Origin of the sequence: Pedobacter sp. MC2016-24 (genome assembly GCF_015223055.1) — a bacterium.
Lineage (GTDB): Bacteria > Bacteroidota > Bacteroidia > Sphingobacteriales > Sphingobacteriaceae > Pedobacter.
The window spans coordinates 320,052-341,024 of record NZ_JADFBX010000004.1 but is presented as its reverse complement, the minus strand read 5'-3'; the positions used below and the strand labels follow the sequence as shown (position 1 = coordinate 341,024).

General features: G+C 42.5%; 16 protein-coding genes. 4 read left to right on the top strand and 12 right to left on the bottom strand.

What is annotated here, in order from left to right; translation table 11 throughout:
* On the bottom strand, positions 1 to 882 hold the full coding sequence (locus IM797_RS12420; RefSeq protein ID WP_194127448.1) for a LysR substrate-binding domain-containing protein: 882 nt from the start codon (positions 880 to 882) through the stop codon (positions 1 to 3).
* A 113-nt stretch (positions 883 to 995) separates the two neighbouring features.
* On the opposite strand from IM797_RS12420, the gene IM797_RS12415 reads away from it, so the two are divergent.
* Positions 996 to 2,216 (top strand): MFS transporter, encoded by a 1,221-nt coding sequence (locus IM797_RS12415; protein ID WP_194127447.1) that lies wholly within the window; start codon positions 996 to 998, stop codon positions 2,214 to 2,216.
* A 4-nt stretch (positions 2,217 to 2,220) separates the two neighbouring features.
* Here IM797_RS12415 and IM797_RS12410 read toward each other — a convergent pair whose 3' ends face one another.
* Positions 2,221 to 4,764, bottom strand: a complete 2,544-nt coding sequence (locus IM797_RS12410) for a DUF5686 family protein (protein ID WP_194127446.1) — start codon at positions 4,762 to 4,764, stop codon at positions 2,221 to 2,223.
* 216 nt (positions 4,765 to 4,980) lie between these two features.
* Here IM797_RS12410 and IM797_RS12405 point away from each other — a divergent pair, with 216 nt between their 5' ends.
* A complete protein-coding gene (locus IM797_RS12405; protein ID WP_194127445.1) occupies positions 4,981 to 5,211 on the top strand; it encodes a hypothetical protein in 231 nt (76 codons plus the stop codon).
* A gap of 37 nt (positions 5,212 to 5,248) precedes the next feature.
* Here IM797_RS12405 and IM797_RS12400 read toward each other — a convergent pair whose 3' ends face one another.
* The 3 genes from IM797_RS12400 to IM797_RS12390 all read right to left on the bottom strand — a co-directional run bounded on the left by IM797_RS12400 (position 5,249) and on the right by IM797_RS12390 (position 9,162).
* Complete coding sequence (locus IM797_RS12400; RefSeq protein ID WP_194127444.1) at positions 5,249 to 6,499, bottom strand: glycoside hydrolase family 28 protein; 1,251 nt, start codon at positions 6,497 to 6,499, stop codon at positions 5,249 to 5,251.
* 6 nt (positions 6,500 to 6,505) lie between these two features.
* Positions 6,506 to 8,026 (bottom strand): glycoside hydrolase family 28 protein, encoded by a 1,521-nt coding sequence (locus IM797_RS12395; RefSeq protein ID WP_194127443.1) that lies wholly within the window; start codon positions 8,024 to 8,026, stop codon positions 6,506 to 6,508.
* Positions 8,027 to 8,184: 158 nt separating this feature from the next.
* Positions 8,185 to 9,162, bottom strand: a complete 978-nt coding sequence (locus IM797_RS12390; RefSeq protein ID WP_194127442.1) for an alpha/beta hydrolase — start codon at positions 9,160 to 9,162, stop codon at positions 8,185 to 8,187.
* A gap of 103 nt (positions 9,163 to 9,265) precedes the next feature.
* Here IM797_RS12390 and IM797_RS12385 point away from each other — a divergent pair, with 103 nt between their 5' ends.
* On the top strand, positions 9,266 to 10,042 hold the full coding sequence (locus IM797_RS12385; protein WP_194127441.1) for an HAD-IIA family hydrolase: 777 nt from the start codon (positions 9,266 to 9,268) through the stop codon (positions 10,040 to 10,042).
* A 5-nt stretch (positions 10,043 to 10,047) separates the two neighbouring features.
* Here the strand turns inward: IM797_RS12385 and IM797_RS12380 are convergent, their stop codons facing one another.
* The 5 genes from IM797_RS12380 to IM797_RS12360 all read right to left on the bottom strand — a co-directional run bounded on the left by IM797_RS12380 (position 10,048) and on the right by IM797_RS12360 (position 15,464).
* Positions 10,048 to 10,914: a flagellar motor protein MotB gene (locus IM797_RS12380; protein ID WP_194127440.1), complete on the bottom strand. Its 867-nt coding sequence runs from the start codon at positions 10,912 to 10,914 to the stop codon at positions 10,048 to 10,050.
* A 213-nt stretch (positions 10,915 to 11,127) separates the two neighbouring features.
* Positions 11,128 to 12,141, bottom strand: a complete 1,014-nt coding sequence (locus tag IM797_RS12375; RefSeq protein WP_194127439.1) for a GntR family transcriptional regulator — start codon at positions 12,139 to 12,141, stop codon at positions 11,128 to 11,130.
* A 125-nt stretch (positions 12,142 to 12,266) separates the two neighbouring features.
* Positions 12,267 to 13,871, bottom strand: coding sequence for a glycoside hydrolase 43 family protein (locus IM797_RS12370; RefSeq protein ID WP_228098849.1), 1,605 nt, complete (start codon positions 13,869 to 13,871; stop codon positions 12,267 to 12,269).
* Positions 13,872 to 13,941: 70 nt separating this feature from the next.
* Positions 13,942 to 15,003 (bottom strand): pectinesterase family protein, encoded by a 1,062-nt coding sequence (locus IM797_RS12365; RefSeq protein ID WP_228098829.1) that lies wholly within the window; start codon positions 15,001 to 15,003, stop codon positions 13,942 to 13,944.
* A gap of 101 nt (positions 15,004 to 15,104) precedes the next feature.
* A complete protein-coding gene (locus IM797_RS12360; RefSeq protein WP_194127437.1) occupies positions 15,105 to 15,464 on the bottom strand; it encodes a helix-turn-helix domain-containing protein in 360 nt (119 codons plus the stop codon).
* 77 nt (positions 15,465 to 15,541) lie between these two features.
* Here IM797_RS12360 and IM797_RS12355 point away from each other — a divergent pair, with 77 nt between their 5' ends.
* A complete protein-coding gene (locus IM797_RS12355; protein WP_194127436.1) occupies positions 15,542 to 16,027 on the top strand; it encodes a cupin domain-containing protein in 486 nt (161 codons plus the stop codon).
* A 17-nt stretch (positions 16,028 to 16,044) separates the two neighbouring features.
* Here IM797_RS12355 and IM797_RS12350 read toward each other — a convergent pair whose 3' ends face one another.
* Together IM797_RS12350 and IM797_RS12345 are read right to left on the bottom strand one after the other, a co-directional pair.
* Positions 16,045 to 18,396 carry a glycoside hydrolase family 127 protein gene (locus tag IM797_RS12350; RefSeq protein ID WP_194127435.1) on the bottom strand — a complete coding sequence of 784 codons (2,352 nt, stop codon included), beginning with the start codon at positions 18,394 to 18,396 and terminating at the stop codon, positions 16,045 to 16,047.
* Positions 18,397 to 18,403: 7 nt separating this feature from the next.
* Positions 18,404 to 20,956: a hypothetical protein gene (locus tag IM797_RS12345; protein ID WP_228098828.1), complete on the bottom strand. Its 2,553-nt coding sequence runs from the start codon at positions 20,954 to 20,956 to the stop codon at positions 18,404 to 18,406.
* Between the last annotated feature and the right edge of the window lie 17 nt (positions 20,957 to 20,973).

The window sequence follows — 20,973 nt, the reverse complement described above, 5'->3', positions numbered from 1 at the left end:
TCACTGGGCCTGCAAGGTCTTGTACAACTTCTCGACAAAAAGGGTGGCCGATTTTTTTCTATAGCCACCCTTTTGCCATAATATGAAGGCCTGTTTGTGGTATTCCTTTCCGGTAATTGGCACCACACATAAATCATCCCAGGTCAGAATGGCTTTTTCGTTGATGATCGTAGCCCATTGCCCTTCATTGACCATTGACAATAATGAGTGTACATCATTCATCTCAATTTTAATCAATGGCTTTAATTTTTTCTTACTGAACAGTTCATCCAGCAAAGCCCTGGAGCTAAAACCCTTACTCGGCAAAATCAATTCTACTTTAGAAAGCTCTGTCAACGATATCTTTTTTAAACTGGCTAAGGGATGTTTTTTAGACACGGCCATCATAATCCTCGAAGAGAACAGCGGCTCCATATCAAAACCATCGGTATCGTACTGATCGTGAAAGGCCAGTACCACATCCAGTTCGCCAAGCCGCAATTGCTGCTCCAATTCACCCGGTGTACCATACTCCACCACGATTTTAAGACCCTGGTATTCAGAAGAAAAAGGAGCCAATGCAGGCATCAGCATGGAACTGAAAGCATAGGTCACACCAATTTTAAGTTCGCCGATCACCATGTTGTTCAATTCAAAAATGGCCTGTTTTGATTTCTTTACATCCAGCAGGATCTGCCGCGCATGCTGTAGAAAAACATTTCCGGCTTCAGTCAGCCGAACATGCTTCCCCACCCGATCGAACAACAACATGCCCAACTCATCTTCCAGTTGCTTGATTTGCTGGGATAAGGTACTCTGCGTGACAAATGAGGCCGCAGCAGCCGCTGTAAAATGCAGCATCTCAGCTGCTTTTATAAAATAACCGATTTGCCGTAATTCCATAATACAGATATTATCAATCGTTAAAACTAATCAATATCATTAAAACAATCAATTTTACCACTAATAATTTTATCCCGAAATTTGGAACATCAAATCATTACATCTACCAATACATGTTCAGATCATTAAAATACCGCAACTTCAAGCTCTTTTTTTACGGACAATCCATTTCCCTGATTGGGACCTGGATGCAGAAGACGGCGGTGAGCTGGTTGGTATACAGATTGACGGGCTCAGCCTTGTTACTCGGACTGGTAGGCTTTGTAAGTTTAATTCCTTCGCTCATCCTATCACCGTATGCCGGGAGTTTAATCGACAGACACAACAGGTATAAAATTCTGCTGATTACACAAATCGTCTCCATGGCACAGGCGGCTGCGCTGGCCGCAATTATTTTCTTCAAATACTACAACATCCCCTGCATCATTTTTCTAAGCTTGCTACAAGGGGTAATCAATGCCTTTGATGTCACCTGCAGGCAGTCGCTTATGGTGGATATGGTAGAAGATAAAAATGACCTGCCAAATGCCATAGCACTCAATTCAACCATGACCAATATGGCCCGCATTGTGGGACCAGCAATAGCAGGAGTTATCCTGAGCACTTTTGGAGAAGACTTCTGTTTCATTGGCAACTTTGTGAGCTATGTTCCCGTACTGATCTGCCTGCTGCTGATGAAACTAAACCTCAGCGTATCTGCCCCCAGTCAAAAAAGCATTTGGGTAGAGCTGGAAGAAGGATTTAAATATGTAGCCGGCGACAAAGATTTAAGTAGCATGATCATCATGATTGGGATCAGCAGTATGTTTGTCATTCCATTCAACACCCTGATGCCAATTTTTGCCAAAGATCTGTTTTCTGGAAATGCCAGCACTTTCAGCTGGTTTGAAAGTGCAGCGGGACTTGGCTCTGTCATTAGCGCCATGTACCTGGCCAATTTAAAAAGTTCCAAATCTTTAATGCGCATTACCATGATTGCCAGTGCCATTTTCGGCTTAAGCCTGATCCTCCTGTCCTACTCAGGCATACTGCCCATTGCCCTGGTATTTATGACCTTTAGCGGATTGGGTATGATGGCACAAACTTCATCGATCAATACTTACATTCAAACGCATGCCATTCCTGAAATGCGCGGAAGGGCAATCAGCTATTACATCATGGCTTACCAGGGAATGATTCCCATTGGCAGCTTGCTGATTGGCTGGACTGCCAATGCCTTTGGCCCCCGACTGGCGGTTTGCATTGCCGGTATCATTGGCTTACTGGCTACCGGAATGTTCGTATTATACAAAACCAAATTCTCCGGTAAACACGCTACCCTGATGCTCCGCTAAGCGATTAAAAATCCACATTCAGCTTTGCCCGGATCCCCATTGGGGTAACACCAGGATTATTGAGGTGTGTAAAACGTTTAACGACATCTACCCGCAGCACTTTAAAGATATTGGACAAACCAACACTACCTTCAATATACGGACTGCGCTCTATAGGAAATGCTACCCGACGACCTTTATCATCCGAAGGAAAACGGTAATGTTCCCGATGGTTGCCCTGTCTGTTCTTTTCAGTCACATTGCCGTCCAGAATCTTGATAGAGGCAACCTCACGCCATTGCAGCTTTTTAATCAAAGGAATTTTATTTAAAAAGAAGCCATTAAAAGAATGCTGAATATTCAGGCTGACATAGCGGTCGCTCATAAATTCCATAAAATTCATCAGGTTATAGGAGGAAAGCTGATAAGCATAAGTTTGATTCGCCCGATGGATGCTAAGCAAAGGGAAAGGAACTTTTCCGAAAATAGCGCCTCCCTCCACGATCACATCTGAAAAACCCAATTGCGACAGGTAAAATCTTTTGGCCACATTAAGTGTGACATTTTGATAATTGTAATCTCCCCCCAATAAGCCCCTGATGCCTACAGCACCGCTCAGGGTAAACACCGGATAACCATTGTTAATTGGTCTTCTGAACCGCTTGCCCTGGTAAAATTTTTCATGTGGTGCCCAACGCAGTTCAGCTACAAATTCAGAAGTAGACAGGTTAACTTCCTGGTTACTGACCTGACCTGGAAACAGATTATCATCATTATCCCGTTGAAAATGAAGCTTACCTGCCGCCTGCATTACTTGATTTTTATAGCTCAGGCGCAAAGAGATGTGCTGCATGGTTTCATGCAAATACTCCAGTGACCACTTCCGATTGTACATCCATTTATCGTTAACTCCCCGCTTAAAGGAAAGCAAAAAATTATCATCCTCTAAAAAGTTCAGGTCCTGTCCAGGGATCTGGGTCTCAAAACTATGCCTTACAGCAATAGAACGAACCGGAAATTCATAGATCGACCTCGAAGTCAGGGATTCGGTTACACCAAGATCATATTTCCAGCGCCTGTCTTTTGTACCATAAGCAACATGTCCGTCCAAAAAGAACTTCTTACTAAAAATATCCGTGGTCTGTCCGCCTATTTTAAACCTGGAGCCTTCAACCGGACTAAAGCTATAAAAGGAACTTAACGAACCAATCTCCACAGGCCCCTCATTGATATAGCCGGTCAATACCGTAGAGGCTACCGCCATCGTACGCTTAAAGGAGCTTGAGTTTTTAAGGCTGTCAATATTGGCATAAGCTGCCTTTTCATTCGAGGACAACAATTCTGGTCTGGAGCTTTGCCAGAAGTCATCCGTTTGCTTTACGGGTTTCCGGCCAACCAGCGTATCCTGGCCCGCGGTACGCTGTAAAGCCAGATCTCCAAACTCAAATTTATTTACCGTAATCGTCCGTTCCCCAAAAATGCTGGTTCCTTTTTTAAAAATACCCAGATCCATCCCCACTACGCTTTTACTCAGATGATATTTGTCCATACTGTCCGAAGTGTAGTTTAAAGCGATCTGCAAATCTTTAACCCAATTCAGGTTGATCTGGTTATTGATTGAAAGCTCTGCCCGCTGTACTGCATAATGCCCATCTAAACTGATGTACAAATAGCCGGCAAACAATACGTCCTGTTTGTTTTTTGGAGACACCATCATCTTAATCTGCCAGGGCGTAACATCTTTAAGGGTATCCAGAATAAAGAATTTATAAAATTGCGGCGCAAGCTCCGCAATCGGGCTTAAAAATCGCTGGTTTCCCAAACCAATATCATGGTCATAAATATCGATGTGCTGATATACCTTATCCAGGAATTCATTCAATCCGTCTTCATCCAGGTATTGATCTATTCTGGACTGCTTCTCTCCCAATACAGCGCGCTCTGGCTTCGACAGACCGCTTTGTTTAACCAGGCACAGTTTTTCCTGCATAAAAACAGGGATCTGGGTTTTACCAGGTTGCTTTACCGTATCGGCATTTTGTTTTAAAAACTGATATTTTTTAAGCAGACTTGATTTCCTCGCTTTTTCACTGGTCAGACTTAAAGACATGCACAGTTTTTCATACTCCTCAAAAGCAATGTTTTTGTGAAAAGAAACATTATTCTGATCCCTGTTTTCAATGACCTTGCGCATGAACTCTACTGCAGGGTTGTCTTTATTTTTATACCTGGGTCTTTTTTCCGCCGTTACACTGACCTCCGACAGGTCTTGTTCCAGGCTTTCCATCCGAACATGAATCTCCTGAATTTTACCGGGTAAAATTGGTAAACTTTGTTTTCTGCGACCTACCGCAGAAAAATTGAGCATTTTAACAGCTTCCTTGCTACTGATGGTATAACGTCCCTGCGCATCACTCAGCGTTTTCACCGTTGAATTGTCAAACCCTACATTGATATTCGATAAGGGTACACCGGTTTGTGCATCTGAAATTTGTCCCTTAACGGTAGTTTGTTGTGCTTGTACATGTGTAAATAGCAGCAGTAAAAATGATAGTAAAGCCAGTCTCATAAATGATAAATCTGAAGCGGTAAAAACTACTCTTAAGACAAACCATTTGAAAATAAGTCCTATACAAAGGCGGCTTAAAAAAATAAAATGTTTGCAACATTTTTCACTTCATAGCATCTGATTAAACCGTTTTTATAGCCTTTGTTGACTGTATAAATGAAGGGTAAGTCATTGGAAAGCGTGTTATACCAATAATGATCTTATCTTTGCCTCACTATGAAATTACCACTTAGAATTAATTTTGACGACAAAGACTACACCTATATCATTTTAAACCCTGTTTTAGATAGAGATACCACTGAATTACACATCAGTTTGTCAGGTCAGGAATTCCTGCTGGTACAGAACGAAAAGAAAGAATGGTGCAGCAAAGACTCAGCTCAACATCAGAATGATGACCTGCTGAAAGCCATTGGCAGAACAATAGCACTTCGGTTTAAACTATAAAATGACAGGTCAATGGCGATAAAACTTGTTTAACGCCTTATTTTAACCCCTTGATCTCCGCGTGATATACCCTTAAGCGCGTACCTTCCGCCACTTTTAACGAACAACCTGTAAATAAAACAGCTTTCGCATGGTAGATCTGCGCACCGTGCTTTGCAGATATTTTCACGTTTTCAAATTCGATATGCTGAATGGGTGATTCTGGAATACCCCAAATGATCAGGCCTTCCTGGGCATTGTTGATGTCAATGTTTTTTAAACGGATATCTTGATATACAGGATTGTATGCTCCAGCTTCAGTTGCAAGATCTGTTTCTGGATTGGCCGGTTCTTTTGGATAATATTCAGAAATGAATATTGGATATTTTGAGTTGTTTATTTTGATATTTTCATAAGTGATCTGATCAATGACACCACCACGACCACGGGCTGTTTTGATGCGTATGGCTGAAGTAGTCCCATCAAACGTACAATTGCTGACTTGTAAATTGCTTAAACCACCGGAAGTAAAACTTCCGATGGATAAGCCGTGTCCATAACCAAATGTACAGTTCCTGATCATTATATTTTTAACTTCCGGATCTCCGGGCGCTTGCTTTCTGTTTCCAAAATTAATCGCGATGTTATCGTCGCCGGTATTGATGGTACAATGTTCAATCGTACAATTTTTTGCTGAAATGTTGATACCGTCCGTATTTCTTGAATTTTCAGGGGCCTGTACCCTGAGGTCATGAATGTATACATCTGTACATGATTTTAAAGACATATGGGTATTGGGTGGATTTAAAAAGGTAATGCCAGTAAGCTCTACCCGTTCCGTGGCTTCAATAAATAGCAGTTGCGGACGCCTTAAAGTCAGTGTTTTGGCCGTAGTCTTTTCCCACCAGATCTGGCCTTGTCCATCTATTGTTCCAGCACCCGATATTTTCACGTCTGTGGCATTGGATATGTTGATCAAATTCTGATACCGGCCATTGCTGGCTGGAAAAGCATCAACATCATTCCTCAATTTAAGCACGGCGCCCTTTGCAATTTCAAGTTCGGTTTTACCATACATATTTAATGGACCACAAACATAGATCCCTGCAGGAATCAGCACTTTACCTCCGGTTTCTTTAGCCTGATCAAGTGCCTTTTGGATAACCAGTGTATTTAGTGTCTGGTCATCACCCAGCGCCCCCAGATCTCTGACATTATAAACGATTTCAGGTATAAGCGGCAACTGCCTGTATTGGCCTTGAACAGCGATGGAAACAAATAAAAATACAGTAAAAAATACACGTTTCATACCTGTTTATAGTTTAAGCTTCAAGCCAGACACATTGATGTTTTTGCTGTTTTTGATGTCGACTGAAGGTACGTTTCCTTTAGTTAATATAACAGAGTTTGTAATTTCGATATCGCTCGCATCTTTAATCTCTACCGCCTTATTCACCTGCATAAATAGGTTATTCATTTTAATGTTTCTAACCGCCATTTCCGGAAGTCCGCGGACAAAAACACCAATATTAGCACCATTGCAAACCACCTGATCAATAAATACATCCCTGAATTGAGGTGTCTCCACACTCACTTTCGGAACTTCCTCCTGCTGATTGGCCTCAGGTGCTTTTGTCCAGTAATACATATCAAAAAATATCGCCTCGTCGACAATGTTGAACATATTGATATTCCTGATGTAAATCTTTTCCACAATACCACCCCGGCCACGGGTTGTTTTGAAGCGAATGCCTTTATCTGTTCCCATGAAAGAACAATCGGAAACAAATATATTTCGGGCTCCCCCAGACATTTCGCTGCCAACTACAAAACCACCATGCCCTGCGTACACCTTATTGTTACGGATGATCACATTTTCCGTAGGTACATTTCTCTTTCTGCCTTCAGCATCTTTTCCGGATTTGATACAGATTGCATCGTCACCGACATCAAATACAGAACCTTCAATGCGCACATTTTTACAAGACTCGACATCTACACCATCTCCATTCTGCGCGTAATCCGGGTTTTTAACCGCAATATTCCTTAAAGTAAGGTCGGTACATAATAAAGGATGTATATTCCATGCTGGTGAATTTTGAAAAGTTACCCCCTCTAAAAGCACCTTACGGCAATTTGTAAAAACGATAAGATTTGGTCTCAGGTAATCTTTAATGTCCTCAAAATCTGAAAGCTTTTTTCCCGGTTCCAATACAAACGAACGTTTTTCGACATGCGCTTTCTTTGTTTTCTCACTGGGATACCAAATTTTGCCATCTGCACTGAGCGAACCTCCGGATTGTACTTTCTTTTTCCACTCCCCCTCAGTGAGTTTATCTTTACCCACCATCCGCCAGGCATCTCCATTTCCGTCAATCGTTCCCGATCCGGTAATGGCTACATTTTCGAGGTCAGTGCCCATAACCGCCGACTGGTTTCTGGCAGCGGGCTTGCCTTCGTAATTGCCCGCTATAATTTGATATTGGTTAAAGTCAGCTGTAAATTGCAGAAAGGCATTCTCCGCCAAATGCAGATTGACATTACTTTTCAGTGCAATAGGACCAGTAAGCCAGTAACCCGCCGGAATTAAAACTACACCACCGCCTTTTTGGCTACAAGTAACAATAGCTTGATTGATTTGCTTTGTATTTAAAGTAAAACCATTCGCTACTGCACCAAACTTGATGATGTTGAAAGTATCGGTTTTGAAAGAGGGCTGCTCAATTTCAGGAAGGTGGTCCCACGAATAAGATGTAGTCTGTGCGTTTGCACTTAAGGAACAAACGCTTAGCATCGCAAAAGCGGAAAACAAAAATTTCAAATCGTTTAATCTCATTTTTTAAAAAAATAGGTGCCTCAGCTTACCTGAGGTATTTTTTCAAACATAATGAAGCAGGACATTTTATGTGTCTAATTTTTGATCAAATAGGTCTAAATATTGTTGTTTCAGCAAAAACACAGCGCTTTAGCAGATTCCGTTGATTCTGATCAGGATCATTTGAAAATCTTTTTTAAAAACCCGTCAATATATTGAACAGTAGGTTCAAACCAGGGCTCAAACAAACAAAACGTATGGGGTGATTTTTCAAAGGTATGCTGCTCATGATAAATGCCATACTGGTCAAGCACTTTTCTAAAATCATCTCTTCCCGCATGCATGCGGTCTACTGAACTGTTCAGGAACAAGGTAGGTGGCGTATTTTTTCCCACATGTGTTAAGGGAGAAGCCGCCTTCCAAAGCTCCGGATGTTCCATTTTCCCATAACCAAACCAATAGGAAGCTGCGGAGGTCGATTTGCGGTCATCGCCTTCCCCACTTTCGGGATGTACAAAAGAAAGTGTACCGTCTATATCCACAATTGCCTGAACCGAATCAGACATCCCCCCATGACAGGCATTCGCACGGAAACTGGTGTCCCCATTCGTTGTTCCCACAAATGCAGCCAGCTCGCCTCCGGCGGAAAAACCGAGTATGACAATCTTTGACGTATCGATAGGAAAGTTTTTCTTTTGCGTACGCATCCATCTGACCGCTGATTTAAGATCATTTACTGCCGCTGGGTACAATGCTTCTGTAGATAAGCGATATTCTACAGTAAAACACACATAACCTAATGCCGCAAGATGCTGCGCCAGGGGAATATGCTGTTGCCGGTTACCACTCCGCCAACCGCCACCATGTACAATCAGTATCGCGGGGCGCAAAGCGCTGCCAGGAGCTGCCGGAGAAAAAGCATCTATATGCAATTTTCTGCCTTTGACATCGCAATACACTAAATTCCTTTTTTCAGCAACCTGGGGCGACTTCAACTCCGGAACAATCTGGGCATCAGGCATGGTTTTAATCAAACTCAGGTAAGCACGCCTGGTAGAAAAGGAAGTATCGGGAATACCCGTTAAGCCACTCCTGTTTTGAGCAACAGCTGCTAAAGCGCAAATGAAATTCAGTAGAAGGAAGAATTTTAGTTTCATAATATATTTTACCTAAAATAGGTATAAATCAGATCAAATTATAGCCGATATAAACACCATATAATTTTATATTTGTCCATTACCGTTAAACTAAACAAAAAAGATGAAACAAGGACTTTTAATCGATATGGATGGTGTGATTTATAGTGGCGAAGAATTGATCTTCGGTGCAGATAAATTCATCAAAAACTTACTGGATAAAGACATCCCATTTACTTTTATGACCAACAACAGTCAAAGAACCAGTCTGGAAGTTGTGCGTAAATTAAAGGGCTTAGGGATTAAAGTAGAAAGCAAACATGTCTATACGAGCGCAATGGCTACCGCAAAATTTCTCGGCGATCAGAGCCCCAATGGCACAGCATACGTTCTTGGCGAAGGTGGTTTACTGAGTAGTTTACACGATCACGGAATTACTTTAGTCAACACAGATCCTGAATTTGTAGTACTTGGAGAAGGTCGTAATTTCACCTTAGAGATGGTACAACGTGCTGTAGACATGATTTTAGCAGGGGCGAAATTCATTACCACCAACAGGGATCCATCACCAAAAAAGCCGGGTTGGAACAATCTTGGAATTGCTGCAACCACGGCTATGATTGAAGAAGCAACCGGCAGAAAAGCATTTGTAACCGGTAAACCTAGTCCGGTAATGATGCGCTCTGCCAGGAAGTTCTTAGGTCTGGAAACCAGCGAAACCACTGTTGTAGGAGATACCATGGAAACTGATATCCAGGGTGGTGTTCAAATGGGTTATAAAACCATATTGGTATTGTCGGGTATTTCTACCAAAGATACATTAAGTCACTACGCCTTTAAGCCAGATATGATTGCAAGTTCGGTTGATGAAATCGAATTCCCTTTAAACTGGTGGTCCTAAGTAAATTAGGGCTTAGTAGTCGGCTCTGGGGCCTTTTCAATAAGGTCCATAAACTGATCAAGCTTCGGCGTAATGATAATCTGTGTACGCCTGTTCCTGGTTTTCCCGGCTTCGGTATCATTGGGTGCTACAGGATTATATTCGCCGCGGCCACCGGCAGTTAGCCTTTTTGGATCTACATTGTATTTATTTTGTAAGGCCTGCACAACGGATGACGCCCTCAATGCACTTAAATCCCAATTGTTTCTAATATTGGTTTGCGCAATAGGCACGTTATCCGTATTACCTTCAATCAATACCTCATAGTCTTTATAATCGGTGATGATCTTAGCAATTTTACTTAAGGTCGCGCCTGCCAGATCCGAGATTTCATAACTTCCGGATTTGTACAACATGTTATCAGATAAAGAGATGTATACCACACCTTTCAACACCTGAACATCCACATCGCGCATTTCCTCTCTGCTCAATGAACGGGTCAGGTTATTGGTCAGCACCACATTAAGCGAGTCGCTTTTATTTTTGGTATTCACCAGATGTTGTATGTATTTATTGGAACTGTTGATCTCATCTACCAGTTTAGAAATGTTCACGTTACCCTGACTGGAAGAGGATAAACATTTATCCAAAGCGGCCTGCAGTGCAGCGGTGTTTGCCCGCTCAGCCGCAATTTGCTCTTCGAGACTTTTTACCCTTGAACTTGATCCTGAAAGATCCTGCTGACTGCCTTGATATTTTTGATTTAAATCTTTCGTTTTATTTTTCAGATCATCATAACTCGATTGTAAGTCCTTGTATTTTTTACTGCTTACGCAGCCTTGCCCGATACAGGCAAATAAGATTAAAGCGATCGGTAAAGTGGAAAATTTCATAATTGATCCGGATTTAGTATTAAAATAATGCTCTTATTGAACCAAGTAATAACGAATTTATTGCAAAAAAGTTTCAATGTGATGCAAAAAATCTACCTTTTAGAAAACAATCCCTGCTTTTTTTCGTAACTGATAAAAACGCAATACTCATGAATATGAATTTACAAGAGCTGATTGTTCTTCAGAAAAAGATACTGCTCATCCGATATGAAATTATAAGGACTGCCTTTGGATAAACCTGAAATTGTTCCTCACCTCTTTAAATTCTTTCTGCAGGATCATATTGGCAGCAAGTTCACCCATCGCTTTGAAATCTGTGGTAACCACGGTAATCTCCAGCAATTCTTTCATTACCGTCTCATTGAAAGAAAGAATCCCGATATCCACACCTTGTTTCAAACCGGTACTTCTGATCTTCTTAATCAAATCGGCGAGTTCCGGCTCTGTAAGTATGATAAAGGCCTCTCCTTTCTGGATCACAACCTCATCTACTTCCGACACCACCAGGAATTGTTTATCATGTTCCTCACAAAACAACTGAATGCCATACAATATCTCCACCGGATGATGACTTAATTTGGGAAAAACGACTGTAATTCTACTGTATTTGTCAAATTGCGCAGCCGCAGCCTGCAAAGCATCATAACTATCCTGCTTAAAATCCTGGTAAACTGAAATATATCCATCCTTTTTCAAAGGTACATTTTTATCCAGCAGCACAAGTTCATGAGGCGAGATGCTTTTGAGTACTTCTTCATATTCGGCAGCTTTAGCATCGTGAAAAAAATGAGGCATCACCGCGTAATAATGGTATTTCCCTTTATTATTCTCTATAATTTCTTTGAAAAGCTTTGGATCATAATGGTGGATCTGCAATTCAACCTTCGCTTTTTTACCTAGTGTCTGAATGAAAGTATCATAAACTTCCTTTTTATAGGAGCTCATTTTATTGAGTACCATCAAAATACGCAATTCTTTTCCAGGACCTTCGGCAACATAATTGCCCTTACCCGGAACCGAAATCAAATATCCCTGATCTTTTAAACGCTTATAGGCTTTTTCTACCGTATCCCTGGCAATTTTATGATCGGAACTGAAGTCATTTATAGAAGGAACACGTGAGTTCTTCTGTAAAATACCCTTTTCGATATCCCGAATAATGGCCTGTACAATTTGCTTAGCTTTAGTCGTTTTGTCATTAGGGTCTATAAAAAGCTGATATTTCATTTTGTTAGTGTTATGGTACCTCTTTTATCTTTTATGACATTTACATCCTACAAATATACTTACTCAGATAAGCGACTTCTAATATTGTTACATTTCCCGACAAAACTGTCCTGAACTTACCTGCTTCATTGGGTTACCCTAAACCAGTCAAAATCGGCATAGCCAGCATCATTAATTTTGCTCGTTCTGGTAGCAAACAAGCCAACTTTGGCACCAATCCATTGCCCTTTATCCGCCTGAAAAGCCGCGCCAACATCAATGAATTGCTTTCCTTCCAGACTATAACTAAACTGACAACTGGCCCCTTTACTTACGGTGACCCGGAAGTAAACCTCCTTACCTGGCAGCTGGGCGATCACCTTTTCTGATTCGGCTTTACCCTGACTGGCAGATTTACAAATTCCATAAACAACTGAAATTCCATTTTTATCACTGCGAAGAGATATTCCGGCATAGCTCATTCCCATGACGATCAACCCTGCCTTTTCATTTTCCAATTTGGGATTTGGCGTAAATTTCAATTTAGTGGTCGCTACAAACGCTTCTGTCGGAAATTTTTGCAACAGCATATTCGGAACATCCCAGTAGTTTCTGGCACTATCCGGTATTTGATGCGTATACAGTCGAAGCGCTCCCAAAGCAGGATTTAAAAAGGACCAGGTTGCTCTAGGATTGGCCTGCCATTGCCACTGCAAGCCTAAAGCAGTACCGTCAAATTCGTCGCTTTCAGCAGGCGTTTCTATGGGATATGTACGGCCAACATTCGGCTTTTTATAAGTCAGCACAGGCTCACCTATACCATCACCATCTTGATCTATACCGATAACCGGCCAGTCATTGATCCATTTCATCGGCTGCAGATGTACCACACGCCCGTAAGCTTCTTTATCCTGAAAATGCAGGAACCAATCCTCACCCGTTTGTGTATTTACCCAGGCACCCTGATGTGGCCCGTTTACAACAGATTTTCCCTGATCCATGGCTACATGACGCTCATAAGGCCCGTATATATTCTTGGAACGAAGAATCAGTTGCCAGCCAGTAGATACGCCACCCGCTGGTGCGAAGATGTAATAATATCCATTTCTTTTGTACAGCTTTGGCCCCTCTATAGTGGGATCAGTCTCATGGCCGTCGTACACCAGCGTTCCGGCTGTGATTGCTTTGGTTCCGGCAGCATTCAGCTCCTTTACAGCCAGCACACTTTTGATACCTGCGCGACTTCCCGCATAGGCATAGGCCAGGTAAACTTTACCATCTTCATCCCAAAGCGGACAGGGGTCAATCAGTCCCTGACCACTTTCAACCAGGACTGGATCAGACCATACACCGGCTGGATCTTTAGCTTTGGTTACATAAATACCGAAATCTGGATCCGGATAATAAATGTAAAACTCGTTATTATGGTATCGGATGGCCGGAGCCCAAACCCCATTGCCATGTTGTGTTTTAGAAAAGTGATCAAAAGGCGGCTGGCGTTTCAACGCATGACCAATGATGCGCCAGTTTACCAGATCCCTGGAATGTAATACCGGCAATCCCGGAACCGCATCAAAACTAGAAGCAATCAGGTAAAAATCATCACCTACCCGGATGGCATCCGGATCCGAATAATCGGCATCCAATACCGGGTTTTTAAAAGTCCCGTTTCCCAAATCAGATACCCAGACTTTGGATACATAAGGCTTAGCCGGATTATCTTTTTTGCCTGTCACCTTTTGTTGCCCCATAAGCGGGCTCACAAAACTGACAACCAGACCCGATAGGATAAATAACTTAGAATAGTAGTTCATGATTAGATTACTTGATGTTTGGCATCCAGGGATGCGCATGGTTAAAAATATTGTTCAAAGTATATACTTTCGCTTCGCTGCTGCTCAATTGCTTCGACCAGCCAATTCTACCCGAAGCAGGAGCTCCTGGCCCAGTACTTTGGTATTCTGCATAATACGTGGTCTTTTCCTTATTTGGAAACATACTGTCTCCTGGCCAGTGGTACCAGCCCTCCGGTACAATGTGTCCGCCCATCGACGTTCTGATCCAAACCGTCCGCGCATAAGGCCGCCATGGCCTGCCCAAAAACACTTTGTTCACCCCACTATCGGCAATCAATTTGCAATCAAAAAAAACATATCCAAATTTCTGACCTTCCCGGGTGGCCGCAGCAGTAATGTAAGAGTTACTTAGGCTTTTTATCGTACAGCTTTGAAATACAGCTGTGGCCTCACCAAAAATAAAGTCAGTAGTCCCTTCAACATAACAGTTTAAATAATACTGTCTGCTATTTGCAGTCGCCGTAAAAAGCGTATCCTGATTCCCTAAAATACGGCAGTTTTTCAGCAATATCCGGTCCCCTTCTACATGTAAAGCAACCGCCTGCCCAACCTTTCCTGATGTATTCTCAATAGTTAAATTTTGAGCGGAAAAACCATCCCCCTGTACCAATACTGTGTAAGAAGTATAAGTGCTAAACTTATCCAACCCGTAAATATCTTTACCTCCGGAATAAACTTTACCGGAATAATCCGCATTGGTAATGATGGTATTCGAGGCATCTTCGCCAATGAACGAAATGTTCGTTTTCCACGAAGGAATAACCAGTTTTTCCCGATAAACTCCTTTGCGGATATAGATCTTCACTTCTTTCTTTCCCAGATCTCGGACCGAGTTCACAGCTTCCTGAATCGTTTTGTAATCCCCTTTTCCATCTTGCGAAACCGTAAGTGTTTCGGGGTATTTTTGTTGCGCAACACCGGCCAGGCTCATGCCCAACAGAAACAGCGTACACAACGTCTGAAGCCTCTTTTCAAGAAAATCAGCAATGAAGTCAATCGATTGTTTTTTGCTAACACAAATGCGCATAGGATTTAAATTTGGTTCAGCAATCATACGAAGTTTGCTTCATTGATCTTGAAAAATGTGAAAAATAATTTGCGCAATCGTTGCCGAGAAAAACTATAGTTTTAACCGTTTTCCTTAATCATCAGGCGGTGCTGCAGCCCCCAGTTAATCAGCACATCTGTCACAGGCATTACTTTTTTACCATATGTGGTAATGCTATAGCTTGCTGTTGATGTTTTCAAACCAGGCTGTTCTTTGCTTACCATCAAGTTTAACTCCAAATCCTTCAATTCTTTGGATAGCATTTTTGCAGAGATGCCCGGAATACCACGTTGCATATTTTTGAAGGTATTTTCCTCAGCAGTTCTTTGAGCCAGGTAATGCACGATCAATAATTTCCATTTGCCCCCAAGAATCTCTAAACTATCCTGTAAAGCCATAAATTCCGACTTACACTTTCCCGTTCTTTGATTTGCTTCCATCTTAACCCTGTATACTTAGTGGTAACCTCAAGGTTACCAGTGCCAAATTTAAATGATTTTGCCGGTAAATTTGCCCGATGAATGAATTTCCAAAAATTCCACGCCGTATCCTGACAGGGATCAGAAACGGTAAATCCGTAATTACAGCAGACGAAGTGGTTGGCAATGTATCTGAACACTACCCGGGATTGATTATTTCTGACCTGTGGACAACAGATACCATGCCTGTCGACCTTTCTGCTCTTGTACAAACAGAGAATACAGCATTACCGGTTACTCCTGTTAATGGTTCATATTTTCGCTATGTCCACATTCCGCCAGATCAGGACCTGGGTATCGAAATCAAAGCAGGCATGCCTCATCCGCTAATGCATCAAACAGACACTTTGGATTACATCATCATTTTATCCGGAGAGATCTGGCTAATTCTTGAAGAAGAAGAAACCTTATTAAAAGCAGGTGATGTAGTTATACAGCGAGGTACAAATCATGCCTGGAGCAACAGAACTAATACAGGTTGTATACAACTTGCCGTATTGCTTGATGCCCGGCAAACGAAATAATCAAACATGAAGCAATGCTATTGATCGAGCAACCTAAGCTCAAAAATATTGGATGTGCTGCGACCCGGTTTAGCTTTAAATACCACCTCTAAAGTTTGCTGCGTTTTTAACTCATCAGGCAAAGGAAGTACGGTATCTGCAAACTGTGCTCCCTTGCCCTCCATTTTAAAAGATTGTAACAAAACACCATTAACCAGGAGGTCGAAGTCGCCCTGCTTTTCCCCATCAAAATAGGTAAAACTAAGTTTAACTGCATTCTTACCTGGGTTTTTCAGCACATAACTGAAAAAACCTTTGGCTGATCGGTAATGACGGTCTTTAAACACTCCATTTTCTGTTCTTTCCCCTTTAAACCGATGGTCAGACTCTGGCTGCTGTTCGCCTACACTCACCTGATCTACTGTAATTGCATCCAGCCCTAACCTGGCTTCTTCCTGCGATTTGATCAATGCCTGACGAGTGCGCAACTGGGCCTGATTGGTAAATGGCCAGTAAATCATATACCGCGCATCATGAACCTGATAAAAGGGAATCATTTCCAGGTTTTGATATTGAGGTTGAACAATCAACGATGCCGCTGAAAATGTAAAGGCTTTATTTTTGACCGGTTTTATTTTACCAGCGAAGTCCCGATTTTCTGTGACCAATAAAGGTGCGTCCTGGATGGGATAAAGCGGGCCACTGGCCACATGCCCCATTCTGCTGCCATCGGCATGTAAGCCAGTCAATCCAGTCGTGTCTGTGATGGCAGCAAGCACAATCGGACCATGTACAAAAGAAACCCAATCCGATTGGTCTGGCAGGATTTCTGCCTTGGTTTGCATAGGCAACACTATAGTGATGACATCCCCATCCTGCCAAAGCTTACGCACCGCGGCATATCCATGTTCATCCCGCTTTACTTTTACAGCTTTCTTGTTGACCAGGATTTGCAGTTTACCCGCTTCAACCCAGGCCGGATACCTGAATTTAATGGCAAAATCTTGTGGTTTTTTCAGCTCCACAGTTAAAGTACTTTGTTCCTCAAATGGAAAACGTGTCTGTTGGGTAATGCTCAGGTTTCGTGCTTTCCACTGCAGCACCGATGGCAGATAAAGGTTCACATATAAATCTTTCTGGTCCTGTGCATAAATCAGTTCCCCATACTTTCCATGGTTTTCTAAGCCTGAGCCCACACAGCACCAGAAGCCTTCTTGTGGTTGCGAATAAACACGGTAATGCCGGGGGCGCATCGGGGTAAAATACACAAAACCACCATCCGGATGCTGAGAAGACAAAATGTGGTTATAAGTTGTACGCTCATAATAATCCATGTATTTGGCATCTTTGCTGTAAAGAAACAGATGCTTGCTCAGTTTAAGCATATTGTAACTGTTACAGGTTTCAGGGCCCTCCCTGCTTTCCATCATCGACGAAAAATTATTTGTGGGATTAAAATGCTCGCTTACACTGTTTCCGCCAATAGACACCGTACGGTGATCAACCACTGTATTCCAGAAAAAATCAGCAGCATCTTTCCAGCCGGCATCCTTCCCAACCTCGGCAATCCGCATAAAACCGATCACCTTCGGGATTTGGGTATTGGCATGCAGACCATTTAGCGAATCGACATGATGCAATAAAGGATTGAGTATGGCACGATGTGAGAACCTGCGTGCCATTTGCAAATACCGCTGGTCATTGCTTAGCGCAGCAACATCCGCGAAAACTTCATTCATTCCGCCATGTTCAGTTTTAAGCATTTGCTGCATTTGTGCATCAGACATCCCAGATGTTATTTTCAAACACCAATCAGAAAGCTTCAGTAATATCCTTTTAGCCTGTTCATTTCCGGTCAATTGATACGCATCAATTAAACCTGCATATAGTTTATGGATGTTATACCATGGCACCCACCTGTTACTTAAAGAGAAGCTACCGGCGTCGGCCTTCCCGGCTTCCACGGCATCCCAAAGTTCGCGACTACCAGGTATGCCGCCAACATAACCATTGCCATTTTTTAGCTGACATTTTTCCAGCCAGTCCAACATGTAATCCAGACGTTTTTTCAATTCCACATTACCCGTTGCAGCATACATTTCAGACAAAGCAGAAAGATAGTGTCCGCCAATATGCCCATCTAAACCTGAATTTTCCCAGTTTCCATAGCTTTTCAGCTTGGCCTCCAGCCCGGCTTCTCTTAAAAATGGAGCCAGCAGCCGGTCGCAATCAAGTGCCAACAGGTATTTCATGTCGGTTTGCTGGGCGGCTTTAAACGGACTTTCCAATAACCTTACGTCAGCCAAAGGAAATGCCTGTAAACCACTTTGTCCATGACTGGAAAACCCAGTGCCCAACAACAAACAGGCATAAAAAAACAATCTCTTCATGATGAACCTACCAATCTAATTTTAACAAAGAAACACCCTGTCTGGGTAGTGAGATGTTGACTGTAAAATTTCCATCAACAGCAGTTCTTTTCAGGGTTTTACCAATGCTCTGCAACTGCCCTCCTTTCTCCAGCTGCGCAATTTGTGCAGCTGTTGGATTTTGTGGTGAGCCTAATTTTTTCCACAATTCATAAGAATTGCTGTGTTTATCATCAATCCGGTATTCTGTGAATGAAAACGTCCGCCCTGGTATCGCTGAGATGTTAACGGTAACAACTTCTGGCTTGCCGGTTACGTCTTCATCATGATAGTTCCACACCATTACTCCCGCTGTCTGGGCGGCTTTGCTTGCCATTACGCCAATATCAGTCTGACCGGAACGGATACTCGAATCCAGTACAGATTTAAGGGAATACATCCGGTTACTTTCTGCTTTTACCCGCTTACCATGCATCATGCCATACATTCTGAAAACATTCAAAACTGGCTTATCCACCCCATTGGTAGCCAAATCCCTAAAACCAGCAAACCAGGGTTGATCTTCAAACTCAAAAGACCAGCTCACTGCACCGATCAGGTTTTTATCATAAAGGTCTGCCAGCAGATATTTCCTGGCAAAAGCGGCAGCAGTATAACTCGAATACAGGGTTCCGTTCCGATAGGCATTTTCAGGATTGGTGCTCATTCCACAGGCTGCACAACCTTCAGGGTCAGACTCCCCCAATACCACAGGGATTCCCTTCAGTTCAGGATAGGCGCCGATCACTTTAAAATTATCAGCAATATTTCGAAGCTGCTGCCTGATATTCATCACTACATTTCCATCAACAACCCTGGGTGATCCCTTGGCATGAAAAAGCAGGAGATCCAATGGCGCACCAATTTTTCCGGTTGCATAATTGGTATCTCTTAAACAATGCCTGATAAAGGCGTCGAGATATTTCATTCCGCCACCAGTAACATTTGGCCCACCTATTTTAGCCGTCGGCAGGGCCCGTTTCAGCCCGTCCGCGGCATAATCGTACAATTTAAAAAATTCAGCTTGCGTGCCTTTCCAATAAGCCCCGTTCGCTTCGTTCCAAACCTCCCAATACCAGCTTTCCACCTCCGCTTTTCCGTAACGTGAAACACAATGTTTAACCCATTGATAAACAAGTTCAGCCCATTTCCCATAATCTTTAGGCGGATAAGCCCAACCCGTTTCAATTGTATTGTAAGACATTCCCGGCTTCCATTGGTGCTGATAGGGTTGGGGATGTGTAGAAAGTGCCTCAGGCATAAAACCAATTTGTGCCAGCGGCTTCATACCCCGCTTTATATACGTATCAAAAATACTGTCCACAATTTTGTAGTTATAAATCGGATTACCTTGTGCATCTTCTGTATAGATATTGGTAGAACCCCATTTTAACGCAGGTGTACCATCACCAGAAGTAAGTAAATTGTGCGCGCGTACATATACCGGGACCGGGCTCAAAGCCGCAATTTCTGAAAGCAGCTTTTTCCCGTCTTTCATATAGGTATAATTCGGCTCATCGTATCCAAACCAGGCCCAAATTGGTTTCATTTCACCAATTTCACCGTTTAAGTCTACATTGATCACCGCAGCTGACTCAGTTTTGTTCAACTTCTGCTCCCATTTGTTGCGAAGCGATTGCTCTTCTTTTGCAGTTATAGCAATTACAGTTCCATGACGCGGAAGGAAATCCATCGATACTTCATTGTCAATAGCGCTGAAATTTACCAGATCCTTGCTCTTCGTAAACTGATATTTACCCGTTCTGTACAGATCATACATTAAAATCCAGGTATCCGAATTGTTCAATTTAAACACGCCAGAGCCCTCTACATCCTGTTCCGTTTGCTCCAGGCGCTTATCAATCAAGACATAGCCTTCCGTCAGTTGGTCAGATATGGCCTGTTTAATTCCAGGCGTTTTTCCGGTAGCTTTCATAAACAAATGATACTTGCCATCCTTAAAAATGAGATCTCCGTCCAGGCAGGAAGTATTATCCGGACTAAAAAACAGCTGTTTCGGTGTAGTCTCTAATCCGCTAAAATCGGACTTGGCATAGGCATAATATATTTTGATGGGATCTTTACCAAAACTCATAGACCAATAGATCATATATTTGCCCTTTTTCACATCGTAAATCGTTTGTGGAGCCCATACCTTGGTAACGGCCGACAGTTCAGGAAATAATGCAGGAATATTGACAATGTTTGAGCTCCAGTTTATCAAGTCTTTAGATTTCAACAACACCATCGCATGATTCGGATTCCAGCCATTTTTTGCTACGTTCATATCTGTGGCAACCATATAAAAAGTTCTGCCATCCTCGCCTCGTAAAATATGCGGGTCGCGTACACCGCCAGTACTGCTAATCTGCGCTGAACTTAAAACCGGCATGTTGTTATGGAGTGCTTTGAAATTATAGCCGTCCTTGCTCAACGCAAATCGAATAGACTCAGCATCCGTTCCTTTTCCGGTAAAATAAGTGAACAAATAAGCGCTTTTCCCGGTAGTTTGCTGAGCCAGCAATGGTGCACTCCAAGCCATGAAAAAAAATAAAATAA